Source organism: Legionella septentrionalis (assembly GCF_003989745.1).
Taxonomy (GTDB): Bacteria; Pseudomonadota; Gammaproteobacteria; order Legionellales; family Legionellaceae; genus Legionella_A; species Legionella_A septentrionalis.
Genome location: NZ_RZGS01000028.1, coordinates 1 through 23,840, shown reverse-complemented (window position 1 = coordinate 23,840; position 23,840 = coordinate 1). Strand labels below are relative to the sequence as shown.

The window sequence follows — 23,840 nt, the reverse complement described above, 5'->3', positions numbered from 1 at the left end:
AACACCTACAACATAAACAATCTTGCTTCCTGCATTAACTGACGCATTTGTTTTACGGCTTCGCTTAAACCACAAAACAGCGCACGTGCAATAATCGCATGGCCAATATTTAATTCGTTCAGTTCTTTAATACTCGCGATAGGTTTGACATTATGATAGTGCAACCCATGTCCGGCATTGACTATTAAATTCAGCTTAGCAGCATATTCCGCTGCTTGTCTAATTCGCTCAAGTTCTTCCAGCTGGGAATGCTCGGTTTTAGCCTCTGCATAACAACCGGTATGCAATTCAATGGCTTCAGCACCAGTGGCAGCAGCAGCATCAATTTGTTTAAAATCAGCATCAATGAATAATGATACTTCGCTACCCAACCGTTGCAAGCGCTTCACAGCATGCTCAACTACAGCATAATTTCCGCTAACGTCCAGCCCTCCTTCCGTAGTCAACTCTTCACGCTTTTCCGGGACTAGGCAAGCATGCTCAGGGCTAATTTCTTCTGCGAAGGAAAGCATAGCTTCTGTCACAGCAAGTTCAAGGTTCATTCGAGTTTGCAATACGGCTTTAATTAAGCGTACATCTCTTGCCTGAATATGACGTAAGTCTTCACGCATGTGTAACGTAATGCCATCAGCCCCTGCTTCCTCGGCGGCAATGGCAGCCTGCACCGGTTCAGGATAACGTGTACCTCTTGCTTGCCGAAGCGTAGCAATATGATCGATGTTCACACCCAAGAGTATATCTTTTTTCATGCTTCACCCGTGATTAATTAATGAAGTAACACGCATCCGTGATTAGCTCGGTGAATTTAAGTACAATTTGCGCGTTCTAAGCGGTTTTCCATCCAGAGCGTAATCGATGGCCTGGCGCATAAACCATTTAATGGATTTTAATGTGGCGGCATCATTAAACTTATTTTGTGCAAATGCAAGTATATGTTCGCCAGAAATGCCTTCTTTTTCTGCAAAAAACCCACTTCCAGCTAAAAAGTTGTACCGTTTATCAGCAACAATGGGTCGCATTGCGTTATCATGCTCCAGCGAAACTTGATACCCCGATAGGCTTAGAAACTTCCATTCAAAACAACGCAATATTGCTTCGATTTGCAAACGCTGCGAAGCTTTTGCCAATGCATATAATGTGGATGTGTATAAAGCAAATAACTCTCGGTTTAACTCAGAAGAAGGATGGAGGAGCAAACAGAGCAATTCATTCGTGTACAGGGCTGCAAACAAAGCATGTCCTTTAAGCTGCAACGAAGGAGCGGAAGCTTCCAATTGTTGCACGTAAACGTGCTCCCCACGCTTGTTTAAGGATACCCAGAGCGGCATGAATTCTTGGATTAGGGGTTTCTTTTTCAAGCTGCGTCCGCCTCGGTATAGCGCCTGGAGCAAACCCTCTTCCTCGGTAAGGAAAGTAATTTGCACGCTGGTATCGCGAACCCAGCGTTTATGCAAAATCCATGTCGGTAATGCGCTAGTGATCATAACCCAATTGTTTCAATAATCGCTCGTCGTCCGACCATCCAGCTTTTACCTTGCACCAACATTGCAAAAATACTTTTTTACCCAGTAATTTTTCCATATCGATACGCGCACTGCTGGCAATTTCTTTTAACTTACTGCCCTTATCGCCGATAATCATGCGCTTGTGATTATCCTTATCCACCAAAATCAAAGCATGAATGCGAATCAATTTATCTTCCTCTTTAAATGATTCAATATCAACCGTGGTGGAGTATGGCAATTCTTGTCCGCAAAGGCGAAAAATTTTCTCCCGCAACAGCTCGGCACAAAGAAATTTTTCCGAGCGATCGGTAAATTGCTCAGGATCAAATAAAAACGGCCCTTCCGGGAGGTAGGCTTTAAGCTGCTCTTGTAAAGCATCCACTTGTATGCCTGTTTTAGCGGATAAAGGAATGATTGCCGTGAAGGTATGAAGTTGATTTAATTTATCAATCCACGGTAGTAGGGCTGATTTATCAGTAATTTTGTCAACCTTGTTAATGACCAGGAAACAGGGTAAATTTACTTCCTTGATTTGTTTTAAAATGTATTCATCCTCTTCCTTCCACTGCAAGCCATCAATTAAAAAAACAATTATATCAACATCATGCAAAGCGCTTAGTGCAGATTTATTCATCATGCGGTTGATGGTTTTTTTCATTCCCTGATGGATTCCCGGCGTATCAACATAGATGAATTGATAATTATCGTCCGTACGCACCCCTAAAATGCTGTGTCTTGTGGTTTGCGGTTTACGCGAAGTAATACTTAATTTTTGCTGCAAAATTTGATTCAGCAACGTTGATTTCCCAACGTTAGGGCGGCCAATCAAGGCTATGTATCCACAGTAGGTGTTCATCTATCATATTTCCTGTTTGAGGAGCTTATCTAGTCTCGCTTGTCTAAATTGAATAACTTGCGCGAAAAATTCTTTATTTTTGTAATTTTATCAGCCAGCTTTCCATTGTACCAGCAACTTGCCTATATTAATCCCATTACCGCCTCTAATAATATTCCCTTCATTGCAAACCTAATCTTAAAGACCTAAGATGTTGTCGTGCGCTTAAAAAGGATTGACATGGTGAAGAAAGGATTTTCACTGATTGAATTACTCGTAGTTCTGCTGATAATCGGCATTATTACTACTATTGCTTATCCCAGCTATCGGGAATACATTACCCGGGCGCGCCGCAGCGATGGCCAGGCGGCCTTATTAAATTTAGCTAGCCGCATGGAACGTCATTATTCCGAACATAATACTTATCAGACCGCAACCATAGGAACAGGCAAAAGTACGGACGTGTTAAGCAGTAATGCATCGCCAGAAGGCTGGTATGTGGTTGCAATCACCAGCGCCACTGAGTCGAATTTTACGTTACGAGCCACGCCGGTAAGAGCCCAGGCTACCAGCGATACGCGTTGCCAAGCCTTGACCCTTAACAGCCTGGGAGTGAAAGGAATCACTGCAGGCCCCGGGGGGACGCCTACAGGGACAGCTGCGCAATGCTGGTAATCCCGTCAATGCAAGAACAATATGATGTTTTAATATACAATTTTATCATGTATAATGTATATGATATTGATCTATTTTTTATGAGATAAATTATGATTCCATTATCACCTCCCGCAGACAGCAAACTTCATAACAAAGACGACATGTTGCGTCTTAAAAGAAAAAACGGGCGGGATATTGAATTTAAACGCTCCGCTATAATCCAAATGCTGGCCAATGAAGAAAAAGAATTAGCCATTTCCCTAAAACCATCAGGTGATGAGCAAATGTTAAAAACCCCGGAAGAATATGCCCATGCCTATGTAAACCGGTTTGGTTTTAAATTTCCGAATGACATCATTGAATTTTTGGAATCCCCTGCCGGTGAAACGGTTAAAGGAGAAATGAGCGAAAAAGTTACTGTGGAACACAATTTAGCATTGGCTGAACAAGAACGCTTGCGCGATGAAGAACTCATGCGCCGCCGCTTGCTCGCTATGTTTTTATTATATGCAGCCAGTAAAAAAGAAGCTAAGGCCCATGAATTAAATGCCTTCATACAAGAGCAAATTGATCATCAACTTCACCAAACACAACAACGTAACGCTCCTCAACCAACAGCCAAATCTGTTGAAGAAGATTCTTTAGTGAAAGCCCATACGATCACCATTAATCACCTTGAATCTTTATTGGCGAAAGAAAATGCCTCATTGCGTGAAATTGATTATTTACAGGATAAAGAACACGAACAAGATCTTCTACAGCAAAGCTTACAAAGCAGTGAGCAGGAAATATTTGCTATGTTGGGTGAATTTCATACGAAATTGGATCAACTTCCTGCCGATGAAAAAAAAGAAATTTTGCAATGGGCTAATACAAATCTGGCCGCTCTTGCAACAGAACAAGAAAAACTAAACCGCGATATTGATGATTACATTCTAGCCAACAAAGAAGATACTCCGCAATTCGCCAAGTTACGCGATAAACTAAAAGAAGTTCAGACAAAGCATGCGAATTTGCATGATTTCAAAGAAATCCTCAGCGGCACCAAAGTGTTATACGATGCCACAGGCGAGGTCACCCAAGATTTAACGCAGGCGCAATACGCATTGAATAAAGATACGGTGCTAAAAGGTATGAAGGGTATGAGGCTTGCAAAGGATGAACATGGCAAGCTGCTCTTGTTAGCTCCCGGGCAAAATCTAGAAAATATAGTTGATCCCAACGAGAAAAAAGAATTGCAAAACAAGGCTCATCAACTTTTCCTAAAAGCGCGGCCTGAATTGGAATTTCTTAATACCTTAGTTGAGCGGAATAAGGAAGTGATTCAGGAACAATTAAAACTGCAATTGGCCAAAAAACCGGAGATTGAAGCCAATGTAGCCGCCCTGCAAATGCAAATCAAGCAAGTTGAAGAATCCAAGCAACAACGAATTGACCAACTAAAACCAACAATAACGCCAACCCCTAAACCCACGAATGCAATTGATTCATTACTGAATTCTATCGAGCAGCCGCAACTTAATGCAGCCAATCAGCAAAATACCCTGAAACCTTCCCCGCAAGACGTGCGTAGCCGCTTCGTTAATTTGCTGACGATACTAAAAAACAATCCTTCCGTACGACAGGTGAGTGCATTAAATCAAGCTTTGGAAGCAATTGTGCAAAGAAATCCGGAACTTAAAACCGTATTGCAAAATTTACGCGATTTCAATTTACGCGATTTCAAAGAAGGGGATAAAATTAATCAGAATACCAGCGATTTGCTCGTCAAACTGCTTAATAACAAACCGGAAATCATGTCGAAAGTAATTGCAGAGTTTAGACAAAATCTTAGCAAAGACATAGAAAAGGAAGTGACTAACCAGTTCAACCCTTCACCCTTTAACATGAAACCATATTAAATTCAAATCATACCGAACAGAATTGGTCACTTTGTTGACCCAATTTTTTTTATTCATCACAGCTCGCTTCCTAAATGAGAACTTGTTAAAAATATACTTGCTAAGTGCCGGTAACTCTTCTAACATGACAAGAATTGTAGCCCTTTAGCGAATGCAACATGATGATGGAAAAACTGATTGGCAGTCAATCAATCATAATTACTCTTGATGTTGATGCACTGTTATTTGACAAGCTTAAGCAAATTGCTCAAGCAGGTTATTCAGTGGTAGAAATTAATTGTGTCGACCCTGTTTATCTTTCTACAGTTTTAAAGGATTTTCCCATGTTGCGCATTGGGGCTGGCAACATCATCGACGTGCAACAACTGGAAAACTGTTATCAAGCCGGGGTTCACTTCGTAACAAGCCCCGGGTTTCTCCCTGCAATAGCCCAAACCGCCAATATTTATTCCATTAATTATTTACCAGGCGTGGCAACGCTTTCTGAAGCCATGCAGGCTATGGCATTAGGTTGCCATTATGTACGTCCCTACCCAGCGGATCTTACATTTTGTACCCTGCTCAATAAATGTTTGCCTTTATTGAGGTTATTTCCTGCGGAAATTGAAATGGAAGAAGCAGAGCATTTTCTTAATTTGCCTGCCGTCGCAGCCGTGAGCATTTTAAATCCCGAAAGCAAGCATTTGCGGGCTTTAGAACCCGTATAGGCAGTTAATGTTAAGCTTGGTTCGTCAATAACAACCAAGCTTAACTGTATTAACGGCTCTGGCTTTTATACAAGTCAATAAATAGTAAAAATGCACCGATGCAAATCGCACTATCTGCCAGATTGAAAATAGGCCAGTGGTATTCTTTATAAAATACATCAATAAAATCAATAACATATCCCCATGTGGCCCGATCGACGAGATTGCCTAATGCCCCGCCTAAAATTAAACTAAGCGCCAACAATTGCAGATAATCGTGTCTGGAAGAGCGAAGCATCCAAACCACTAATACAATGCTCATCAGGATACCGAATCCTGCAAAAAGCCAATGATGCCAGGCTCCAGCACTGCTCAAGAAACTGAATGCTGCACCTGTATTATATGCCAAGGTAAAATTTAAAACGGGTAATATAGACTCAGGTTGATAAGGGAATAAATTGAGTGTTGCCCAATACTTACTTCCCTGATCGAGCAACACAACCAACATGCTAATTAGAAACCACATCCATTTTTTCATGCGTAATATCTCAATTCGTCATTCTCATTAATATTGCCAATGCATCGATCGCATAATTCAGGGTGTACCGCATTTTGGCCAACATCGGCACGGCGATGCCAGCAGCGATCGCATTTTGCATATGGACTCGCCAGCACTTCGACCGCAACGCCCAAGTGCTCATTGACTGCCGCAGCAGGAGTAAGTGCAGAAAACGGCAACACTTTAGCTGCGGAAGTAATGAGTACAAAGCGCAATTCATCACCTAATCGTGATAAAAGAACTTGGATCTCATCCTGGGCATAAATAGTCACTTCAGCTGCCAGAGGTGAACCAATTACTCCATCTTTGCGTTTGCTTTCCAAAGCTTTATTGACTTCATCACGAATTTCCTGGATTTGCTGCCAGGCATTCATATCAATATCTTTTATAGCTGGCCAATCCTTATACCATTCTTCCAGAAACACTGATTCGCTTTTACTGCCTGGAATAGCTTGCCAAATTTCCTCGGCGGTAAATGATAAAACAGGTGCCAGCCAGCGTGTTAAGGCATGAATAATGTAATACATTGCAGTCTGACAAGAACGGCGGGCTATGCTGTTGACCGGCGTCGTATATTGTCTGTCTTTGATGATGTCCAAATAAAAGCTACCCATATCCACGGCACAGAAGTTATGAATTTTCTGATAAATCACATGGAAATTATATTGTTCGTACGCGGACAAAATTTCTTCCTGCAATTGCTGGGAACGTGCAATGGCCCATCGGTCCAATTCCACCAGCTTTGCAACAGGCACGCATTCCTGCTCAGGGGTGAAATCAAACAAATTCGCTAAAAGAAAACGCGCCGTATTGCGGATGCGCCGATAAGCATCCGCATTGCGTTTAATGATTTCATCAGAAATGCTGACTTCATTACGGTAATCCGTTGAAGCCACCCACAACCGTAAAATATCAGCCCCATGCTGCGCGATCAATTTATCCAAAGCAACATAATTACCCTTCGACTTGGAGAGTTTTTTTCCCTCTGCGTCTACCGTATAACCATGCGTCAACACTGTTTTGTAAGGCGGGACCCCATACATGGCAACCGCCGTGGTTAAGGATGAGTTAAACCAACCTCGATGTTGGTCCGAACCTTCAAAATAGACATCGGCTGGAAATGCAAGGTCTTTTTCTTGTTTGAGTACGCAAAAATGTGAAACGCCTGAATCAAACCATACATCCAACGTATCATTCACTTTTTCATAAAGTAGAGCCTCTTGCCCTAACACTTCTTCTATTTTTAAGTCAAACCACGCATCGATCCCCTTCTGCTCAATACGCTTGGCAATGTCTTCCAGGAGCTCGACAGTATTCGGATGTAATTCGCGCGTTGTTTTATGTACAAATAAAGGGATAGGCGTGCCCCAGGCTCTCTGCCGTGATATACACCAATCAGGTCTATTTTCAACCATCATGCGAATACGCGCTTTGCCCCAATCCGGAATCCAGGATACGTGATTGATTTGTTCTAACAATTGCGTACGCAAATTATTTTTATCCATCGCAATAAACCATTGCGGTGTGGCACGAAAAATCATCGGTGTTTTATGCCGCCAGCAATGAGGATAGCTATGCCGTAACGATTCTTCATGCAGTAAAACGTGCCGCTCACGCAGCAAATCCAAAATAGGGGCATTTGCTTTGAAAACATGAAGCCCTTTCAATAAAGGCACGTTATCCGCATAACACCCGTTCGCCATGACTGGATTAAGCAAAGGCAAATCGTATTGCAACCCTGTTTGATAATCATCCGGACCATGCGCTGGTGCCGTGTGCACGCAGCCTGTGCCTGTTTCCGTGGTCACATGCTCTCCCAAGACGATGGGAACCTGGCGCTCATAAAATGGATGATTCAGTAAACTACTTTCTAAAGCCTTGCCTTTTATTTCACCCTTTAAGCAAAACTCACTCACCCCATACCGTTTCATGACATCTTCTGCAAGATCTGCCGCCACAATAAAATAATGCTCTGCAGTTTCAATTAATGCATAAGTTAGTTCCGGATGTAAGCAAACTGCTTCATTTGCCGGCAAAGTCCATGGAGTAGTCGTCCAAATGGGCACAATGACAGGTTTTTCAGTGAGCGCATTATTTACTTTCTCGAGAAAAGCTTTGGGTTCGGTAACATAGAAAGCCACGTCTATGGAAGGAGAAGTTTTTTCCTCGTAATCCACTTCTGCCTCAGCAAGGGCTGAACCGCATTCAATGCACCAATGCACGGGCTTAAATCCTTGCTGCAAATGTCCGTTGGCAACAATTTTTGCCAAAGCGCGAACAATATTGGCTTCGTAGGAATAATCCATGGTTACGTATGGATTATTCCAGTCCCCAAAAACGCCGAGGCGTTTGAATTCTTCACGCTGGATATCGATTTGGCCGGCAGCATATTCCCGGCATTTATTGCGGAATTCATCTGCGCTTATCTTGACACCCGCCTTCCCCTCGTTTTTTTCTACGTTTAATTCAATCGGCAGCCCATGGCAATCCCAACCTGGCTTAAACGGAGCATCATAACCGCTTAAAGATTTTGATTTGATGATGATGTCTTTAAGGATTTTGTTTAAGGCATGGCCGCAATGCAAATGACCATTGGCATAAGGAGGACCATCATGCAACACAAAGCGCTTTCTGCCTGCCCTTGCTTTACGTAGTTGTGTATAAATTGCCTTTGACTCCCATTCGGCCAACATTTGCGGCTCGCGCTGCGGTAAATTGGCTTTCATTGGGAAAAGGGTATGAGGTAAATTCAACGTGTCTTTATATTCTGCCATTCATTTTTACTCTGCAAAGGTCATACATTTGAATCATAATTCCAAACTCCTGTGCCGTTAACTTTGTTACTGCAAGCTTTTATAAGCTTAGGACTTGGAAACGGAAATCACACGATTAAAATAATTTTTTGTTGCTGCGATATCTTGTTTAATTTGTGCAATTAATGCATCCAATGAAGAAAATTTACTCTCATCCCGCAGTTTGTGCAAGAAAATAACTTGTAAAATTTCTCCATAAATCATTTCATTAAAATCTAATAAATGGATTTCTAATAAATTGCGCACCCCATCTACCGTTGGTCTGCAGCCTAAATTTGCCACAGCAGGGAATAAACGTCCTTTTCTTTGTACGTAGACACAGAAAACTCCCCTAATAGGCAAAGAGCGCCTGTTTAAACATAAATTCGCGGTAGGGATCCCCCACTGCCGCCCAAGCCCATTTCCCGGCACCACTCTCCCGCACATAGCATAACGGCGCCCCAAAAATTCTGCTGCCCGCTCAAGGTGATTCTCGGCAAGCGCTTGCCTAATTTTTGTCGAACTAATGCGTTCGCCTGCCGTTGCAAAATCCGGAAACATCTCTACCGTTGAATTCCATTTTTTTGCTAATTCCTGCAATAATGCCACATCACCACCACGCTCCTTACCAAACCGGAAATCACGACCTATTAGGATATATTTTGCCTGCAATAAAGAAAATATAATTTTCTCTGCAAACTCAGCAGGCGGCATTAAAGCTAAATCTCGATTAAATTTAAGACAATAAACGTAATCAACGCCATATTTTTTTAGCTCGTTGATCTTTTCTCTTAGTGTTGCAAGGCGGGCAGGAGCTGCACTTCCTTGAAAATATTCGCCCGGTTGCGGTTCAAATAAAATCACAGTCAATGGTAGCTGTAAGCGGCGGGCCTCGCTCCTTAATTCGTTTAACAGAGCCTGGTGCCCCCTGTGCACTCCATCAAAATTGCCAATAGTTAACACTGTACCTGCACGGAGGGCAGGCATATCTTGTAAACCGCGTAATAATTTCATGCTCTTCGATAGAAGACAAAAAAGGGATTATACTGATTTTATTCTCAATTACGAACTTGGAGTTTTATAAAATTGCGGGGCAAAAGCGCTTATCAGCTTATTTTAGCCCCTTGCAAAATTAATCCTGATGAGAGCGCACAATCAATACATCGCATTGAGCGCCATGTAAAATGGCATTCGCTGTGGAACCCAACAACAAGGCAAGCCCATGTTTGCCATGGCTTCCCGTCACGATGAGGTCAATATTGTTTTCCTTAGCCACACGCAAAACTTCATTTTTTGTAGAACCAAATTCCAGAAAACGATGTTTTTCATCCACTTTTAGACGCTCAGCCAATGTGTTTAATTCTTTCTCTGCCTGCTCGCGGATAGAAACTTCTACTTCAGCAAAACCTGCAAAACCTGGATAAGCATAAGCTGGTATTGGCTCAACCACATGGACTAAAATTAATTCAGCCTTATTTTCATCGGCAATTTTTTTAGCTTTATGGGCAGCATTAATCCCAACCTCGTCAAAATCGGTGGCAAACAATACCTTTTTATACATGTTCTTCTCCTTAAAATGCATAATGCTGTAAATGACAGCCTATCAGAAAAAACTGTAATTTCCCAGCAACCCCAACTCATGTAAAATACCTGCTGTCCTTAAGTATAGGGAATTATTTTTATACAGTGTTTGACGCAACAAGCCTAATAACAAGCGTCTTATGCTACTGGTAAAGTGCAGGAATTGTTTTTATCCCATTGGCTTCATTGGACATCAGCATATGCTAATTGACTTGTTTGGGGCGATTACCGCTCTGCTTGCAACTTATTTTTTTATCCGTCGTGACATGAAGGCGTGGATGATAGGATTGGTTGCTACTTCCTGCAACGCCTGGCTTTATTGGCAAAAAGGTATTTTCGCCGATATGTGTCTGGAAATATTTTACTTTTTTAATTTTTGCTATGGCTGGTATCTTTGGTCGCAACAAAATGAATTGCGGTCAAAAATGATACCTCTTTCCCTGAAACAAGTGGTGTATGTGGCTGGTGGAGTTCTAATCTTATATTGTATTATTGCCGGCATACTAACAATTTCCACGCATTCAAATGTACCCATGCTAGATGCTGCCACCACGGCGCTTAGCATTACGGCACAATGCGCCATGTGCTACAAAATGATGATTACCTGGATTTTATGGTTTTGCGCCGATTGCATCTATGTAATCTTGTACTATGTCAAAGATTTACCGTTCCACGTCATGCTCGTTTTAATTTATATGGGTATGGCCATTATCGGCTTTAAGACTTGGAGAAAAGATTTTGCCTCTGAGAAAAACGTGGCACCACATGCAGACAAGCAAGGGGTCACGGTTTTTTAATTTGCTTTAACCAAGAAAGACAAACCCGCCCCGGATAGGCTTAATTATCCGGGGCAATGAATAATCTAAAAAACAGCATAACAAATTACTATTACCCAATATCTTGCAAATCACTTAACTGCCGAATCCACGGCTTTAATTTGGCAATTTCTTTAGATAATTGATAGGCAGCCTGGTTTGCCGATTCTTTTTGCTTGTATTCGCCTATGGTCAATACATACCATGCATTGCCTTGCCGTTGAGCGCGTCTTATTTTGGCATCCGCAAGCCGGTGAATTTTTGCAAAATCCTTTAATGCCGATATGCTGTGGCTCGCTAATAATTGTATTGTAAACTGACCAGGAGGCGTTTTATGTTGCATCATGACAGGCTTTTTAGGTTTAACATCGGCGATCTTTAATACTGGTTTCTTAATTTCAAGCTTATTTGCCTTTATTTCGCCACCCATCGGCACCGCCTGCGCTATGGAAGTACTTTCCTGCTCCAATAATTGATGCGCTTTGGCTTGCGCAACTTGCGGTATTACCACCACTTTATCCATAACAACCAAGTTATCATTTACATCTTCTTCCTCACTGTAGAAAGCCAGTTCCGCGCGGCGCAATGGTGCCGGCTGAATATATTGTACAGTGGATGCCATATCGTAGCGGGGAATATTGCTGTCCAATACTGGTTCGGCGATGGCTTTCACATTTGCAATAGTTTCTTGCGCGGGTTGAACTGCATTAAGCGCCAATGCAGTTTCAACAGGAAGCTGGTTTTGCGGTTGTAGGAAAAAAGCAACACCCAATGCAACAATGATTGCACTTCCTACCAAGGTAACGCGCTTTGCAGTCTTGTTAAAAAATACACCCTTGCTTTTAGGCATGCAACCATTATGGAAAAATCCGGCCAATTGTGTATTAATTCCGAGAATATTTCCTTCCGTTAACTGGTAAAATTGCTTTAGATATTCATCTTTCAGGAAACTGGATTGAGAAAGCAAACGATGCAACACATAAACCTTGGTTTCCTGCTCGGTTAAATGCCCGAGTTCCAAGCTATGAATCATATCCTTGCTGTCTTGCCCAAGATTATTCAGCACCTGCACCAACGAGAAATTGGAGATCAAACAAACATGGAAATAAGCTTCTTCACCTTGCGACTTAGCTACAGATAATATTTCACTTATAAAAGCTTCCGACAGATAATGCGCATCGTCAATTATCAGCAAGGTATGCTCTTTTTCAGCCTGGCTTTTGCCAACAATATTAGCCAAAGTCACTTCACCATTATGACGAAGTTGTACTGCCAGTTGCGATAGGAACAATCCTTGATTGAATAAAGGGCTGGCCGTGATAAGACAGGATGTTATTTCTTTATCAAGATTTTCGCTCAATAGTGCAGCAAAAGTCGTTTTGCCGCTCCCCTGTTCGCCTAAAACTGAAATAAGGATATTATTGCAGCCTTTAACCAAGTGATTGATGAACGTAATTTTATTAAGCCAGGATGCTGGTTTGTATAAATTGTCATGATCAATTAATTGATCAGCGTTAAATTGGATGGTTCCATCACTCATTGTCAGTCTCCTTCAACTGCATTCATTAATGCATGGTGCAAGCATTCATCTGTTATAGTGCTATCAAGATAGCAATTTCCCGGTGCCTTCATTAATACGAAACGTAATCGCTGATTTTTTATTTTTTTATCGCTAAACATTAAGCCATGCAGGACATGCAAATCAATCTCTTTCGGAATACGGCGCGGCAATTGCGCCGCAGCTAGTAAAGCATCAACTAGTTTTACACAAGAATAATCAATTATCCCATGCTCATAGGATAATTGTGCAGCGCAAAAAAGCCCTATTGCAACGGCCTCCCCATGATGCCACCGTTCATAGGAAGTATATGCTTCAAGCGCATGTGCAAACGTATGGCCTAAGTTTAATAATGCTCTGCTGCCACTTTCACGCTCATCTTCCTGAACAAATTTTGCCTTAATTTGACAACATCCGGAAATAAGCTCGCTCCACTCTTGCCTGGAAGCCCCGTTAAGGCCTTCACCCAAGATATACTGGATTTTTAATAAAAAATCCCCGCCTGCAAGCAAACCATACTTAATGATTTCAGCAAACCCTGCCCGTAGTTCACGTTCGGGTAAGGTTTTTAGCGTACTCAAATCAATAATGACTGCATGCGGTTGATAAAAAGCACCGATGAGGTTTTTACCCAGTGGATGATTGATTGCAGTTTTTCCTCCTATGGCCGCATCCACCTGCGCGAGAAGAGTAGTGGGCAACTGCACCAAATTAACGCCACGTTGATACGTAGCAGCCGCAAAGCCTGTAAGATCGCCTATAACTCCGCCGCCCAGTGCCAATAAGGTCGTATCGCGATGATGTTTAAATTGAATTAACGCATCATAAATCGCATTAAGGCTTTGTTGATTTTTATAAACTTCCCCATCAGGCAATATCACCGTATCGCACTGCCAGGAGGTAAACGCTTGCCGCACTTTATTAAGATAAAGAGGAGCCACCGTTTCATTCGTTACAATAAGCAGTTGCTTTCCCGTGACGAACTTTTGCAATAATTGCTGCTCCTCCAGGCAATTCCAGCCGATATGTATAGGATATTGGCAACTGCTGAGCTGTACCGACAATTGCTGATAAATTTCAGACCTCGCCATAGATGTATTTTATAATATTATTCGCTACGGCTTTCACTGTTAGTTTGTCTGTCTCAAAACTAATATCAGCCAATTCTTCGTAAAAAGGCTCCCGTTCATCTCGCAATGATTCCAGGCGGCTCTCGAGATCATCCGTTTGCAGCAAAGGTCTTTTAGTATCCCGCTTCGTGCGTTCAAATTGTTGTTGCAAGGAAGTTTTAAGATAAATAACCGTGCCTCTTGCTGCAAGGGCATTACGGTTTTCCGGCGTCATCACCACGCCGCCGCCCGTGGCCAAAACAATATTATTTTTTTGTGTCAATTCTTCAATTACTTTTTGTTCGCGACGGCGAAAACCTTCCTCGCCTTCAACATCGAAAATCCAGGAAATATCTGCACCTGAACGCTCTTCAATGACTTCATCAGAATCATAGAACTCAAGTTTGAGCTCTTTTGCCAAAGTACGGCCTATGGTACTTTTTCCCGCGCCCATAGGCCCTATCAAGAATATATTGCGTACTTTAACTATGCTCATTTTTAATTATTTACCTCTTATAACTAACATAATAATTAAGTAGGAGTGACCTTGCCAACTTCATCAATTTTTTCTTCCTGCATAGACGAAATCCAGCATCTACTTTAACCCAAGAATGCATTTCGTATACCTTCACATACCAACACGTTTTAATCACCTCCAGGTATCTAAACTATTTTAGAACTTAGAGATTACTCTTTCCACGGCCTTACTGGTGGCGCTATGGGTTGAGGGCGTGGAGGCATCATTGGAGCGAACCGCGGCCTCGTCCCTTCGACGGTAGTAATCGATAAATTGTTGGTTATTATCCTTGGAGTGATGAAAATGAGCAACTCCTCATTTCGAACTCGTGCGGATGTACGCCGAAATAAATTACCGACTACAGGTAATTCACCTAAAAATGGCACCCGTGTTATGGTATTATTTTTATCTTGTCTGTAAATACCTCCTAAAACAATAGTCTGACCATTATTTACCAATACATTGGTTTCGATGGATTTGGTAAGAATAATGGGTACACCTTGTACACGGCGACCAGAATCCGAGTCTTGGTTGATTTGTAAATCCATTAATAATTTACCATCCGGTGTAATTTGCGGCGTAACTTTTAAACTTAAAACTGCCTTTTTGAAAGCTACTGCAGTGGCGCCGCTTGAAGTTGACTCCTGGTACGGAATATCTTCGCCCGATTCAATGACTGCGGCTTGTTGATTCGTCGTCATGAGGCGCGGGCTGGCAATGATCTCTGCTTTTCCTTCGCTCTCCAGAGCCGATAACTCCAGATCAAGAAGAACATTATCGCCTAACTTGGCTAAGGCAATGCCGATTGAGGCTGGAGTTGCGTCAATCGGTAATGCCCCAAGGTCAACGTTCAAGCGATCCGGTATGGGCACATCAGCTGGTGGCGTACCTCTTGCCAATTCATTAGCGCCTTCCAAGGTACCACTTAAATGCGTGGGACGCGATACACCAAAACGGACGCCAAGATCCTCGGCACAATCTTTTGTCATATTCACAATGCGTGCTTCAATGACAACCTGCTTGACCGGCACATCCAATTGTTTTACCAACTCCCGGATTTCATCGATCTGCGTCGCGGTATCCTGCAGCCATATCGTATTGGTGCGCGTATCCACGCTTAGTGTACCACGCTCGGAAAGCAAGGAATTATCCTTGTCTTTAAGCATGATGGCGATATCTGCCGCTTTTGCATAGTTAATTTGCAATAGTTCTGAACGGATGGGGGCTAATTTTTTTGCAGCTTGTTGTGCTGTTAATTCAGCTTTTTCGCGCTTGTCAAAACTGTCTATAGTATCAATTAAAATTACATTTCCCACCTGGCGCTTGTCTAAGCCTTGGGTAGTCATTATGATGTCTAGTGCCTGATCCCAGGGCAAATCGTTTAAACGCAGGGTAATATTGCCTTTCACTTCATCGCTGACAACAATGTTGGTGCCGGTAAAATCAGCCAATAATTGCAATACTGCACGAATGGAAATGTCTTGAAAATTTAAAGAAATCCGTTTGCCGGTAAATACTTTTTTCCTTAATTTTTCCTGCTGGATTTCTTCTTCGCTCAATGGAAAAACATCCACGATAAATTGCTTGTTTACCTGATAGGCAAAATGGCCATAATCCCCGGAGTTTATCAGAGTGACTCGCACATTCCTTCCATCTTGCTCCGCGCTTATCATTTGGGTGGGGCTATGGAAATCGGCGACATCAAAGCGTTTCATCAGATTTTGCGGTAAACGGGTACTGATAAAATTGACCACCACATCTTTGCCCGCCTGCGTAACTTCTATAGGGATACCTGTATCAGTCACGTCAACAATCAACCGCCCTCCTTGCTTTTCTATTCCTCTAAAATCAAGATTCGTAATCCCAAAGCGTGCATTAACTGGCCGATTGGTAACAAAAACCTCTTTGCGTTGCGAGATGAGTTGCTGCCCCTTGCCCTTCAACATCAAGGAATAACGATTTCCAGCGATTTGTCCGGAATAGGTAATGGAATCAGACAAATCAAGAATAGCCCTGACCCGATTGCCTACGCCCACTATTTTATAACGGACCAGAGAGCCTATATCAATTTGCTTGTTTTTGTCATTTTCATTTAACTGGCTATTGCTATTCATAAAATCCAAAACCAGACGCGGAGGTTTTTGGGTAATAAAACTGGCTGGTAGCTGCATCAATGGCTTGGTAAAGCAAAAATCGATACGCACGCGGTTATCCGGCATGGGTCTTACTTTTACAGCCGCCAATGTATTTTCCTCTGCAAATACAACACAAGAAATGATCCATAACAAAAAGACGGTGATGATCTTATGCAATCTAGTCTCCATTGGGTATAAGCATTTCAATTCTGCTTTCTCTCATCCTAAGACATTCACTATAATTATTTTTGGTTACTGGGCAGGTTTTTCACCGCCCTCATCTGCTGGCGCAACGTGTAGCTTTAATGCTATTTTCTTTTTCTCCCATTTACCATTTACCTGCACAGTTTCTTCTATTTGCATAGTATCTTGCGAGATACTCAAGATTTGACCAAAATTTTTTCCCATATAATCACCCGGCTTCACCCGAGATATCAATCCTCCCGGCTGACTGATTAGCCCCCATATCGTACCATTTTCTTTTAAAAGTCCCACAAATTTAAGCGCATCCAAAGGAAAAGCTTCCAGGGGCTGTTTGGGACGATTTATATTGGGTGCTAATTGCTCGCTCGTTTGTTCTATTACAATAGGCTTAAATGGACTACGTCTATTCTCATTTTCAGGATAAGCAAATTTTGGCTGAGGTTTGAATTCAGGAATAGGTTCGATGGGGAGAGAAGGACGTGTTTTTATTTCATGCATATAACGCTGCAATTCCTCATCTTCTGAGGAGCTGCAACCGGAAAGAATAGTGGTTGTAAAAAACAAACCAACAATACTCCATAGCAAAAAGGATTTTGTAGCTGCATAAAGACCACAGCGAATAAACAAATGCACCACTTTGGCCATTAAGCCGCCACAGTTCGCATTGCCTGGAGAAAAACTCATTCCCACCGCTTTCAACATGAATATTCCTGCTCTATTGTGTGCGATAGCGATAAATTTTTGCCGTTATCCGCATTATTAACTGCTCCCCCGCAGCGTTTTTTTGCTTTTCGGTGGATGCTCCCTCAATTACAAAATCATGTAGCGTTACAATTCGATTGAGTTGCCCTATCCGGCTTAAAAAAATCGCGAATTGATGATAATTACCTATTACCGCAATTTTAATGGGCAATTCAATATAAAAATCATGCTGTACTTCTTGCATAGGGGCAAATAATTCAAAAGTAAGACCGCTTGCAATCCCTGTTTTCGATATGTCTTCCAACAATCCAGGCATCTCATTTTGCGTAGGCAACTGCTTGAGCATATTGCCAAAGCGTTCTTCCATGATTTGCATTTGATTACGATATTTTTGTAAATTGGAAGCCTGATGCTGCTTCAACTCAAATTTACTGCGCAAGGTATTTTCTTCTGCTTTTAACGAATCGTATTGCTCAAAATTTGGCTTAGCGATCAGCCAGTACCCTATGCCAATAACCAACAAAGCCAGGAAAGCAACCACACTGGCTTTAACCACTGTCGGCCACTGCCCCACATTGTCTAACGTCAGTTCACTCAGATTTATATTCATGTTCCAGCCTAATTGGTTATAAGTTGGTTGCAGGCCGTAAAATAAAACTCAACTTGAATTCATTTTCCACATTACTGGATGGTGTCTCTTCTTTTGTCTTTTTAATTTCGGTAAGTTCCGGATTTTGTATCCACTGATTATTTTCAATATTACGCATCAGTTGCGAAATATTCGTATTGGATTCTGCGTATCCCAAAAGGGTAACCTTATCCCCACTGCGTTCCACATGAGTTAAAAAAACACCATCTGGCATGATTTTTATTAATTCATCAAATAACCTTACTGTTAAACTGCGCGTGCCTTGAAGGTTTTGTACAATCCTCATTCTTGCAATCAGTGCCTGACGCAGTTTTTTAATGTCTGCAATTTCCTTAATTTGTTTTTCAAGGCGCGTAATCTCGGTTTGCAGAATTTCATTGCGTCGGCTTTGCTGTTCCACCAATTGCTTGGCATAAAAATTAATTAAAAAAATAATCAAAACTGCACTGGTTAAACCTATAAAAACAAAAATGCCAAATTCCTTTTTTTCGCGCTCGCGTTTTAATTCGCGCCATGGGAGTAAATTGATATCCGCCATATTACGCCCTCAATGCCAAACCACACGCTACCAGCAGGCGCGGGGCATCTTGCTCGATTTTCTCTCGGCTTACATTTTTTGAAAAATTCATACGCGAAAAAGGGTTGGCAATGCTGGTCGGTATATTGATATGTTCTTGTAATAACTGGGCAATATCCGAATATTTGGCAATTCCTCCTGCCAGCAAAATATAATCCACAAAAGTGTGCCTACTGGTAGAAAAAAAGAATTGCAAGCCACGTTTTACTTGCAATAAGATTGATTCCTTAAAAGGTTGTAAAATTTCACTTTTAAATTCGGCAGGCAAAGCATCTTGTTCCATCGCCGCTCTTGCTTCTTCAATCTTCATCCCATAACGCTGGACGATGGCTTCCATTAATTGCTTACCGCCAAATTCTTCTTCCCGAGAAAAAATAATTTTCATCCCGTATAAAATAAAGAAATGAGTGTAAACCTCGCCAATATCGATGATCGCTACAATTTTATTACTACCGCCTGCAGGCAATTCTGGAACAAATAATCTTGCCGTGCGCTCAATGACATAGGATTCCACATCGACAATTTTCGCTTCAAGACCTGCTTTTGTTACTGCAGCCACACGATTATTCACGTTTTCTGCTCTGGAAGCCACAATTAAAACATCCAGCATGGCTGAGTTTTTAGTCGATGGGCCCAATATATTAAAATCCAGATTAATTTCTTCAATGGGATAAGGAATGTATTTGTCAGCTTCTATAGTCACCAACTCCTCAATTTCCTCGTCCCTTAGTCCCTCATTGACTTGAATCATTCGACTAATGGCTGTTGAATCAGGCACAGCCAATGCGGCTTGCTTGCAGTTGAAATGTTCGGTGGTAAGCAGTTTTTTGATGGATCCTGCAACCACATCCACATTTTTTATATTGACCCCTTCCATGGCTCCTTCCGGTAATGCAATTCGTCCATAAGCTTCAACACAAAACTGATCGCCATTTGCAGAAATTTCCAATATTTTTACGGAACTCGAGCTAATGTCTATGCCGAGGATGCGATGATGTTTAGGCTTAAATAACTTGAGCACGGTCATTCTCCATGTGCTGATTTCCTTTTCTTCTTTATAAAGGGCTATAATCTACTAGGCTTGTCACAAAGAAATCATACAAATACTACCTCGTTGCATATTGCTAATACTAACGCAACTATAAAAAAATTGAAATTTTTTACAACTATGCTCCTTGCTAGCTGAGCAGCAATAAAATATATTCGATAATGAAGGACTTATAAGGAGACAGCCATGGCCACTTTAAGTGAAGTATTAACGGCACTCACCCGGGCCGTCGTCAGGTATAATTTTGCCAAAAAAAATATAACGGATCATGAGCGAGTTATAGAAGAGAATAAAGTTCAAACGATTCTTAAAAAACCAATAGTTGCCATACAAATTGATATAAACGAACTCATAGAAGCAGCAGATCACAATCGAAAGCCCTTGTTTGATTACCTTGCTCATATGATTTTTTCTATAAAAAATTATATAGACGCCTGCGAAAAACAAGAAGGATCTTTACCTGTTTTAAGTAATAAATTACTGAAATTTTTACTGGATATAAACACCTTATTTTCAACCTTACAATCGAAATATATCCCCATAACTTATGATGAGAAAAATCAGAAAAATTTGCTAGGTTTTAAAAAAAGCTGGGCTTTGTCATCTTATTGTGAATCAGCGCTCATCTTGGAAGATACGTTATTTCTAACTCTGGGATTACGAGCAAATGTCTCGGAACAACAAATAAATACTGCTATCTCAAACTTATTGACGATAGAGAAATCGCTATTGAAAGCGGAATATCTGGAAAGAAAAAATAAAACGTTAACACTTGAACATCAGGATATGGCACAACGCCTGCAAGCAGTGGAACAAAAGCTTCAGGCGTCTCAAGCTTACATTAAAAGGATAACCACTGCGGCTGCTTTAAATGCTGTAAAGACAATAAACTCTGAAAAAAAGCCGTCTTCAATTCTTCCCACCACTCTTCATAGCCCAGGCATACCTACCTGGACAGCAGTTTTTTATCAGCAATTCCAAAAGCTGATGACGCCAGAGTCCATGACTCCTGCGAACGCAGAAGATATAAACGCAGAAAATACAAAAGATGGGGAAAAGGAAGAAGAGGAACAAAGCATTTTTAGTTTTTTTAAGTAATTACTAAACTTAAAATCAATTTTGGGGATACAACATGTTATTCTTTAAAAAAAGACAAAAACAGACACGGCAGGAACCAGCCGCCAAAGATGCAGAATTTTCCAATAAGAACGAGGCATTCATTCATCCCCTTAAAAGACAAGCACCCTTAAGTGCAGGGGCTTTAGGATTATTAACCGCAAAAGTATTCACTGAAACTGCGCAAAATAAAAAAGAGCCGGCACCTAAGCAGCGGCTTTAATTTAGGTGTAAAGGATTTGTCATGTGACTTGACATATAGATTTATTTTTGAATAATTCACATTACATCCATAAATCGCGGTATAATCGCGCGTAGTCAATTAACGTGACATCATTTCAATGAAAAAAACCACATATTTTTGGCGTAAGGGGCTTTGGGCTTTACTGAGCTTGTTTTTTTTATTTCTGGTAGGCGCGAGTTTGCTTTATCTATATTTAGAAAGCCAATTACCCAATGTGGATTCTCTCAAAACCGTCCAGCTGCAAGTACCTTTGCGCATTTACACGCAAGATGGATTATTAATTCAGGAATATGGAGAAAAAAAACGTATTCCGGTTAATTATGAAGACATACCGCCTACCTTAATCCACGCCGTCCTGGCAACTGAAGATCAACGTTTTTTTGATCATCCCGGAGTCGATGTATTTGGTTTAGCGCGCGCAACGGTACGCATGATTCAAACAGGTACCAAGTCACAAGGCGGCAGTACAATTACCATGCAAGTTGCCCGTAATTTTTTCTTAAACCGTAAAAAAACGTTTTTACGCAAATTTAATGAAATCCTGCTGGCCATCAAAATCGATCGGGAACTGAGTAAAGAAAAAATTCTTGAATTATATTTAAATAAAATTTATTTGGGAAATCGTGCCTATGGCGTCGGCGCTGCAGCCCAAGTTTATTTTGGCAAGCCTTTGAAAGAACTTAACTTATCCCAACTAGCCATGATAGCCGGTTTGCCGCAAGCCCCATCCACACAAAACCCTATTGCCAACCCAGCCGCCGCGAAGAAAAGACGCGATCACGTTTTGGAGCGCTTGCTTGAAGAAAAATACATCACTGAAGCACAGTATCATGAAGCGATCAATGAGCCTGTTACTGTGGCTTATCATGGGGCTACACTGGAAATCAATGCGCCGTATGTAGCGGAAATGATTCGCCAGTCGCTATATGATCATTTTGGGCCAGATGCCTATACAAAAGGCTATAAAGTGTACACGACCATTAAGGCACCCTTGCAGAAAACAGCAAACACAGTGATTGAAGAAAACCTGCTCGCCTATGATCGCCGCCATGGTTATCGCGGTCCTGTAACCAATGTGGGAAAAATAAATCCATCCGCAGCAACCATGCAAAATGTTTTAGCTCCCTACTCCACGGTAGGCAATTTGCAACCAGCCCTAGTAATCAGTATGGAAGGAAAAGAAGCCACGGTCCTTTTGCGCAATGGCAATCGGGTAATTCTTCCCTGGGAAGGCATGTCTTGGGCCAGACCTGCTCTTAGAAATGGCTGGATGGGTAAGGCGCCAACTCAAGCCAAACAAATCGTAACGTCAGGTGATGTAATTTATGTGCGTTTTCACAATGACAAGTGGCAACTCGCGCAAATTCCCCAAGTTGAAGGAGCCTTGGTGGCATTAAACCCCAAAAGCGGTGCGATCGAAGCTTTAGTTGGAGGCTTTGATTTTCAACGCAGCAAATTCAATCGCGCGACACAATCCACCCGTCAACCTGGCTCCAGTTTTAAGCCTTTTATCTATGCAGCTGCCCTTAATAAGGGTTATACGCTGGCTACATTAGTTAATGACGCGCCCATCGTGGTGGATGACCCAAGTCAAGCCAACTTGTGGCGTCCACATAATGATAATCGTACGTTTAATGGCCCCACGCGTTTAAAAGAAGGTTTGGTACGCTCGCGCAATCTCGTTTCCATTCGCATTCTGGATGATATAGGCATTGATTATGCAGTAACTTTCATCACTCATTTTGGATTTAATAAAAAATCACTTCCCCACGCTTTATCTTTAGCATTGGGTAGCTTGTCCGTAAGCCCGATGGAATTAACGGCAGCCTATGCGGTTTTTGCAAACGGCGGTTACAAAATTGAGCCTTATTTAATTGATCATATTACGGACAATGATGGCAAGATATTATTACAAGCCAAACCCACACTAGTTTGTGAAGCCCAGTGTGAGGATAAAAACGTCGATCCGGATAATCTGGCTCCACGGGTAATTCCAGCTGATATTGCCTTTTTAATGAATTCAGCACTTAAAGGTGTAGTACAACACGGTACAGCCAGCCAGGCACGTGTACTCAACCGGCAAGATATTGCAGGAAAAACGGGTACTACCAATGACCAAGTTGATGCCTGGTTCGCTGGATATAATGCAGATCTTGTGGTCACGACGTGGGTAGGCTATGACACGCCTCACTCTTTGCATGAATATGCAGCGAGCCTAGCATTACCCATGTGGATTGATTTTATGAAAGTTGCCCTGCAAGGCAAACCTGAGCATGAGCTTAAGCAACCGGATAATGTAGTGGCTGTACGGATTGATCCAACTACCGGATTGTTGGCGCCTTCCAACCAAGCCAATGCAATCATTGAATATTTCCGTGAAGAAGAAATCCCAGGCATTGAAGAAGGTTCGTCAACCACCACATCTTCAGAAGAAGAAGTTGCAGAAAATTTATTTTAACCTCGTCCATTGCCTGCTTTAAACTTCATTGACCTTCCCGCAGTAGAACCGCGGCAGGTCAATGCAGATTTAATTAGGCAACGTCCCTAAAGTTTTTTAGACAAGATTTCATCTTAAATTGAGCACAAATTTTTCTATTCACTTCGATCTACCCCCTCTCCCGCGATAGGAGCTTTGATAGTATGATGATGC

At 41.8% G+C, this 23,840-nt stretch carries 22 protein-coding genes; 7 read left to right on the top strand and 15 right to left on the bottom strand.

All coding sequences use genetic code 11. The features are described 5' to 3' along the window. Positions 1-5: 5 nt before the first annotated feature. Genes pdxJ through era form a run of 3 tightly spaced genes read right to left on the bottom strand, consistent with a single transcriptional unit; the run spans position 6 to position 2,361 of the window. Positions 6-749 carry a pyridoxine 5'-phosphate synthase gene (gene pdxJ / locus ELY11_RS09225; RefSeq protein WP_127033213.1) on the bottom strand — a complete coding sequence of 248 codons (744 nt, stop codon included), beginning with the start codon at positions 747-749 and terminating at the stop codon, positions 6-8. A gap of 42 nt (positions 750-791) precedes the next feature. Further along, the gene (gene recO / locus ELY11_RS09220) at positions 792-1,484 is read right to left on the bottom strand and encodes a DNA repair protein RecO (protein WP_127033211.1); all 693 of its coding nucleotides are present in this window, start codon (positions 1,482-1,484) and stop codon (positions 792-794) included. Continuing rightward, positions 1,474-2,361, bottom strand: coding sequence for a GTPase Era (era, locus tag ELY11_RS09215; RefSeq protein WP_127033209.1), 888 nt, complete (start codon positions 2,359-2,361; stop codon positions 1,474-1,476). Before era ends, recO begins: the two co-directional genes overlap by 11 nt. A gap of 219 nt (positions 2,362-2,580) precedes the next feature. Between era and ELY11_RS09210 the strand changes: the two genes are divergently transcribed. The 3 genes from ELY11_RS09210 to ELY11_RS09200 all read left to right on the top strand — a co-directional run bounded on the left by ELY11_RS09210 (position 2,581) and on the right by ELY11_RS09200 (position 5,605). Further along, on the top strand, positions 2,581-3,015 hold the full coding sequence (locus ELY11_RS09210; RefSeq protein WP_127033207.1) for a type IV pilin protein: 435 nt from the start codon (positions 2,581-2,583) through the stop codon (positions 3,013-3,015). Between the two features lie 92 nt (positions 3,016-3,107). Next, the gene (locus ELY11_RS09205) at positions 3,108-4,898 is read left to right on the top strand and encodes a hypothetical protein (protein WP_127033205.1); all 1,791 of its coding nucleotides are present in this window, start codon (positions 3,108-3,110) and stop codon (positions 4,896-4,898) included. Between the two features lie 158 nt (positions 4,899-5,056). Next, a complete protein-coding gene (locus ELY11_RS09200) occupies positions 5,057-5,605 on the top strand; it encodes a multidrug DMT transporter permease (protein WP_126953876.1) in 549 nt (182 codons plus the stop codon). Between the two features lie 49 nt (positions 5,606-5,654). On the opposite strand, the gene lspA is transcribed toward ELY11_RS09200, so the two are convergent. The 4 genes from lspA to ELY11_RS09180 all read right to left on the bottom strand — a co-directional run bounded on the left by lspA (position 5,655) and on the right by ELY11_RS09180 (position 10,496). Continuing rightward, positions 5,655-6,122, bottom strand: a complete 468-nt coding sequence (gene lspA, locus ELY11_RS09195; protein ID WP_126953877.1) for a signal peptidase II — start codon at positions 6,120-6,122, stop codon at positions 5,655-5,657. Next, the gene (gene ileS / locus ELY11_RS09190; RefSeq protein ID WP_126953878.1) at positions 6,119-8,917 is read right to left on the bottom strand and encodes an isoleucine--tRNA ligase; all 2,799 of its coding nucleotides are present in this window, start codon (positions 8,915-8,917) and stop codon (positions 6,119-6,121) included. The genes lspA and ileS overlap by 4 nt, the downstream gene beginning before the upstream one ends. An 87-nt stretch (positions 8,918-9,004) precedes the next feature. After that, entirely contained in the window at positions 9,005-9,949 is a 945-nt protein-coding gene (gene ribF / locus ELY11_RS09185; RefSeq protein ID WP_127033203.1) for a bifunctional riboflavin kinase/FAD synthetase, read from the bottom strand. Positions 9,950-10,067: 118 nt separating this feature from the next. Then, on the bottom strand, positions 10,068-10,496 hold the full coding sequence (locus tag ELY11_RS09180; protein ID WP_126953880.1) for a universal stress protein: 429 nt from the start codon (positions 10,494-10,496) through the stop codon (positions 10,068-10,070). Positions 10,497-10,716: 220 nt separating this feature from the next. Here ELY11_RS09180 and pnuC point away from each other — a divergent pair, with 220 nt between their 5' ends. Next, positions 10,717-11,313, top strand: a complete 597-nt coding sequence (gene pnuC, locus ELY11_RS09175) for a nicotinamide riboside transporter PnuC (protein WP_158614974.1) — start codon at positions 10,717-10,719, stop codon at positions 11,311-11,313. 91 nt (positions 11,314-11,404) lie between these two features. Here pnuC and ELY11_RS09170 read toward each other — a convergent pair whose 3' ends face one another. The 8 genes from ELY11_RS09170 to pilM all read right to left on the bottom strand — a co-directional run bounded on the left by ELY11_RS09170 (position 11,405) and on the right by pilM (position 19,803). Beyond that, complete coding sequence (locus ELY11_RS09170; RefSeq protein WP_126953882.1) at positions 11,405-12,871, bottom strand: SPOR domain-containing protein; 1,467 nt, start codon at positions 12,869-12,871, stop codon at positions 11,405-11,407. 2 nt (positions 12,872-12,873) lie between these two features. Further along, positions 12,874-13,980: a 3-dehydroquinate synthase gene (gene aroB / locus ELY11_RS09165; RefSeq protein WP_126953883.1), complete on the bottom strand. Its 1,107-nt coding sequence runs from the start codon at positions 13,978-13,980 to the stop codon at positions 12,874-12,876. Next, positions 13,967-14,494 carry a shikimate kinase AroK gene (gene aroK / locus ELY11_RS09160; protein WP_126953884.1) on the bottom strand — a complete coding sequence of 176 codons (528 nt, stop codon included), beginning with the start codon at positions 14,492-14,494 and terminating at the stop codon, positions 13,967-13,969. The genes aroB and aroK overlap by 14 nt, the downstream gene beginning before the upstream one ends. A gap of 191 nt (positions 14,495-14,685) precedes the next feature. After that, positions 14,686-16,827, bottom strand: a complete 2,142-nt coding sequence (locus ELY11_RS09155; RefSeq protein WP_126953885.1) for a type IV pilus secretin PilQ — start codon at positions 16,825-16,827, stop codon at positions 14,686-14,688. Between the two features lie 75 nt (positions 16,828-16,902). Next, on the bottom strand, positions 16,903-17,556 hold the full coding sequence (locus ELY11_RS09150; RefSeq protein WP_233579787.1) for a pilus assembly protein PilP: 654 nt from the start codon (positions 17,554-17,556) through the stop codon (positions 16,903-16,905). Positions 17,557-17,569: 13 nt separating this feature from the next. Further along, positions 17,570-18,166 carry a type IV pilus inner membrane component PilO gene (locus ELY11_RS09145; RefSeq protein WP_127033201.1) on the bottom strand — a complete coding sequence of 199 codons (597 nt, stop codon included), beginning with the start codon at positions 18,164-18,166 and terminating at the stop codon, positions 17,570-17,572. A 16-nt stretch (positions 18,167-18,182) separates the two neighbouring features. Next, a complete protein-coding gene (locus tag ELY11_RS09140; protein ID WP_126953887.1) occupies positions 18,183-18,743 on the bottom strand; it encodes a PilN domain-containing protein in 561 nt (186 codons plus the stop codon). Position 18,744: 1 nt separating this feature from the next. Next, positions 18,745-19,803, bottom strand: coding sequence for a type IV pilus assembly protein PilM (gene pilM / locus ELY11_RS09135; protein WP_126953888.1), 1,059 nt, complete (start codon positions 19,801-19,803; stop codon positions 18,745-18,747). Between the two features lie 213 nt (positions 19,804-20,016). Here pilM and ELY11_RS09130 point away from each other — a divergent pair, with 213 nt between their 5' ends. The 3 genes from ELY11_RS09130 (at position 20,017) to ELY11_RS09120 (ending at position 23,648) form a co-directional block, all read left to right on the top strand. Then, on the top strand, positions 20,017-20,928 hold the full coding sequence (locus ELY11_RS09130) for a hypothetical protein (protein WP_127033199.1): 912 nt from the start codon (positions 20,017-20,019) through the stop codon (positions 20,926-20,928). A gap of 34 nt (positions 20,929-20,962) precedes the next feature. Next, a complete protein-coding gene (locus ELY11_RS09125; protein ID WP_126953890.1) occupies positions 20,963-21,169 on the top strand; it encodes a hypothetical protein in 207 nt (68 codons plus the stop codon). A 118-nt stretch (positions 21,170-21,287) separates the two neighbouring features. After that, entirely contained in the window at positions 21,288-23,648 is a 2,361-nt protein-coding gene (locus tag ELY11_RS09120) for a penicillin-binding protein 1A (protein WP_126953891.1), read from the top strand. Positions 23,649-23,840 lie beyond the last annotated feature (192 nt).

Coding starts and splice junctions, on each gene's coding strand:
- ribF (WP_127033203.1), bottom strand. CDS start 9,949: ATGAAATTATTACGCGGTTTACAAGATATGCCTGCCCTCCGTGCAGGT.
- pdxJ (WP_127033213.1), bottom strand. CDS start 749: ATGAAAAAAGATATACTCTTGGGTGTGAACATCGATCATATTGCTACG.
- era (WP_127033209.1), bottom strand. CDS start 2,361: ATGAACACCTACTGTGGATACATAGCCTTGATTGGCCGCCCTAACGTT.
- ileS (WP_126953878.1), bottom strand. CDS start 8,917: ATGGCAGAATATAAAGACACGTTGAATTTACCTCATACCCTTTTCCCA.
- ELY11_RS09180 (WP_126953880.1), bottom strand. CDS start 10,496: ATGTATAAAAAGGTATTGTTTGCCACCGATTTTGACGAGGTTGGGATT.
- ELY11_RS09145 (WP_127033201.1), bottom strand. CDS start 18,166: ATGAATATAAATCTGAGTGAACTGACGTTAGACAATGTGGGGCAGTGG.
- ELY11_RS09125 (WP_126953890.1), top strand. CDS start 20,963: ATGTTATTCTTTAAAAAAAGACAAAAACAGACACGGCAGGAACCAGCC.
- aroB (WP_126953883.1), bottom strand. CDS start 13,980: ATGGCGAGGTCTGAAATTTATCAGCAATTGTCGGTACAGCTCAGCAGT.
- ELY11_RS09210 (WP_127033207.1), top strand. CDS start 2,581: ATGGTGAAGAAAGGATTTTCACTGATTGAATTACTCGTAGTTCTGCTG.
- ELY11_RS09120 (WP_126953891.1), top strand. CDS start 21,288: ATGAAAAAAACCACATATTTTTGGCGTAAGGGGCTTTGGGCTTTACTG.
- ELY11_RS09200 (WP_126953876.1), top strand. CDS start 5,057: ATGATGATGGAAAAACTGATTGGCAGTCAATCAATCATAATTACTCTT.
- ELY11_RS09140 (WP_126953887.1), bottom strand. CDS start 18,743: ATGGCGGATATCAATTTACTCCCATGGCGCGAATTAAAACGCGAGCGC.
- recO (WP_127033211.1), bottom strand. CDS start 1,484: ATGATCACTAGCGCATTACCGACATGGATTTTGCATAAACGCTGGGTT.
- ELY11_RS09150 (WP_233579787.1), bottom strand. CDS start 17,556: ATGTTGAAAGCGGTGGGAATGAGTTTTTCTCCAGGCAATGCGAACTGT.
- pnuC (WP_158614974.1), top strand. CDS start 10,717: ATGCTAATTGACTTGTTTGGGGCGATTACCGCTCTGCTTGCAACTTAT.
- ELY11_RS09170 (WP_126953882.1), bottom strand. CDS start 12,871: ATGAGTGATGGAACCATCCAATTTAACGCTGATCAATTAATTGATCAT.
- lspA (WP_126953877.1), bottom strand. CDS start 6,122: ATGAAAAAATGGATGTGGTTTCTAATTAGCATGTTGGTTGTGTTGCTC.
- ELY11_RS09130 (WP_127033199.1), top strand. CDS start 20,017: ATGGCCACTTTAAGTGAAGTATTAACGGCACTCACCCGGGCCGTCGTC.
- aroK (WP_126953884.1), bottom strand. CDS start 14,494: ATGAGCATAGTTAAAGTACGCAATATATTCTTGATAGGGCCTATGGGC.
- ELY11_RS09205 (WP_127033205.1), top strand. CDS start 3,108: ATGATTCCATTATCACCTCCCGCAGACAGCAAACTTCATAACAAAGAC.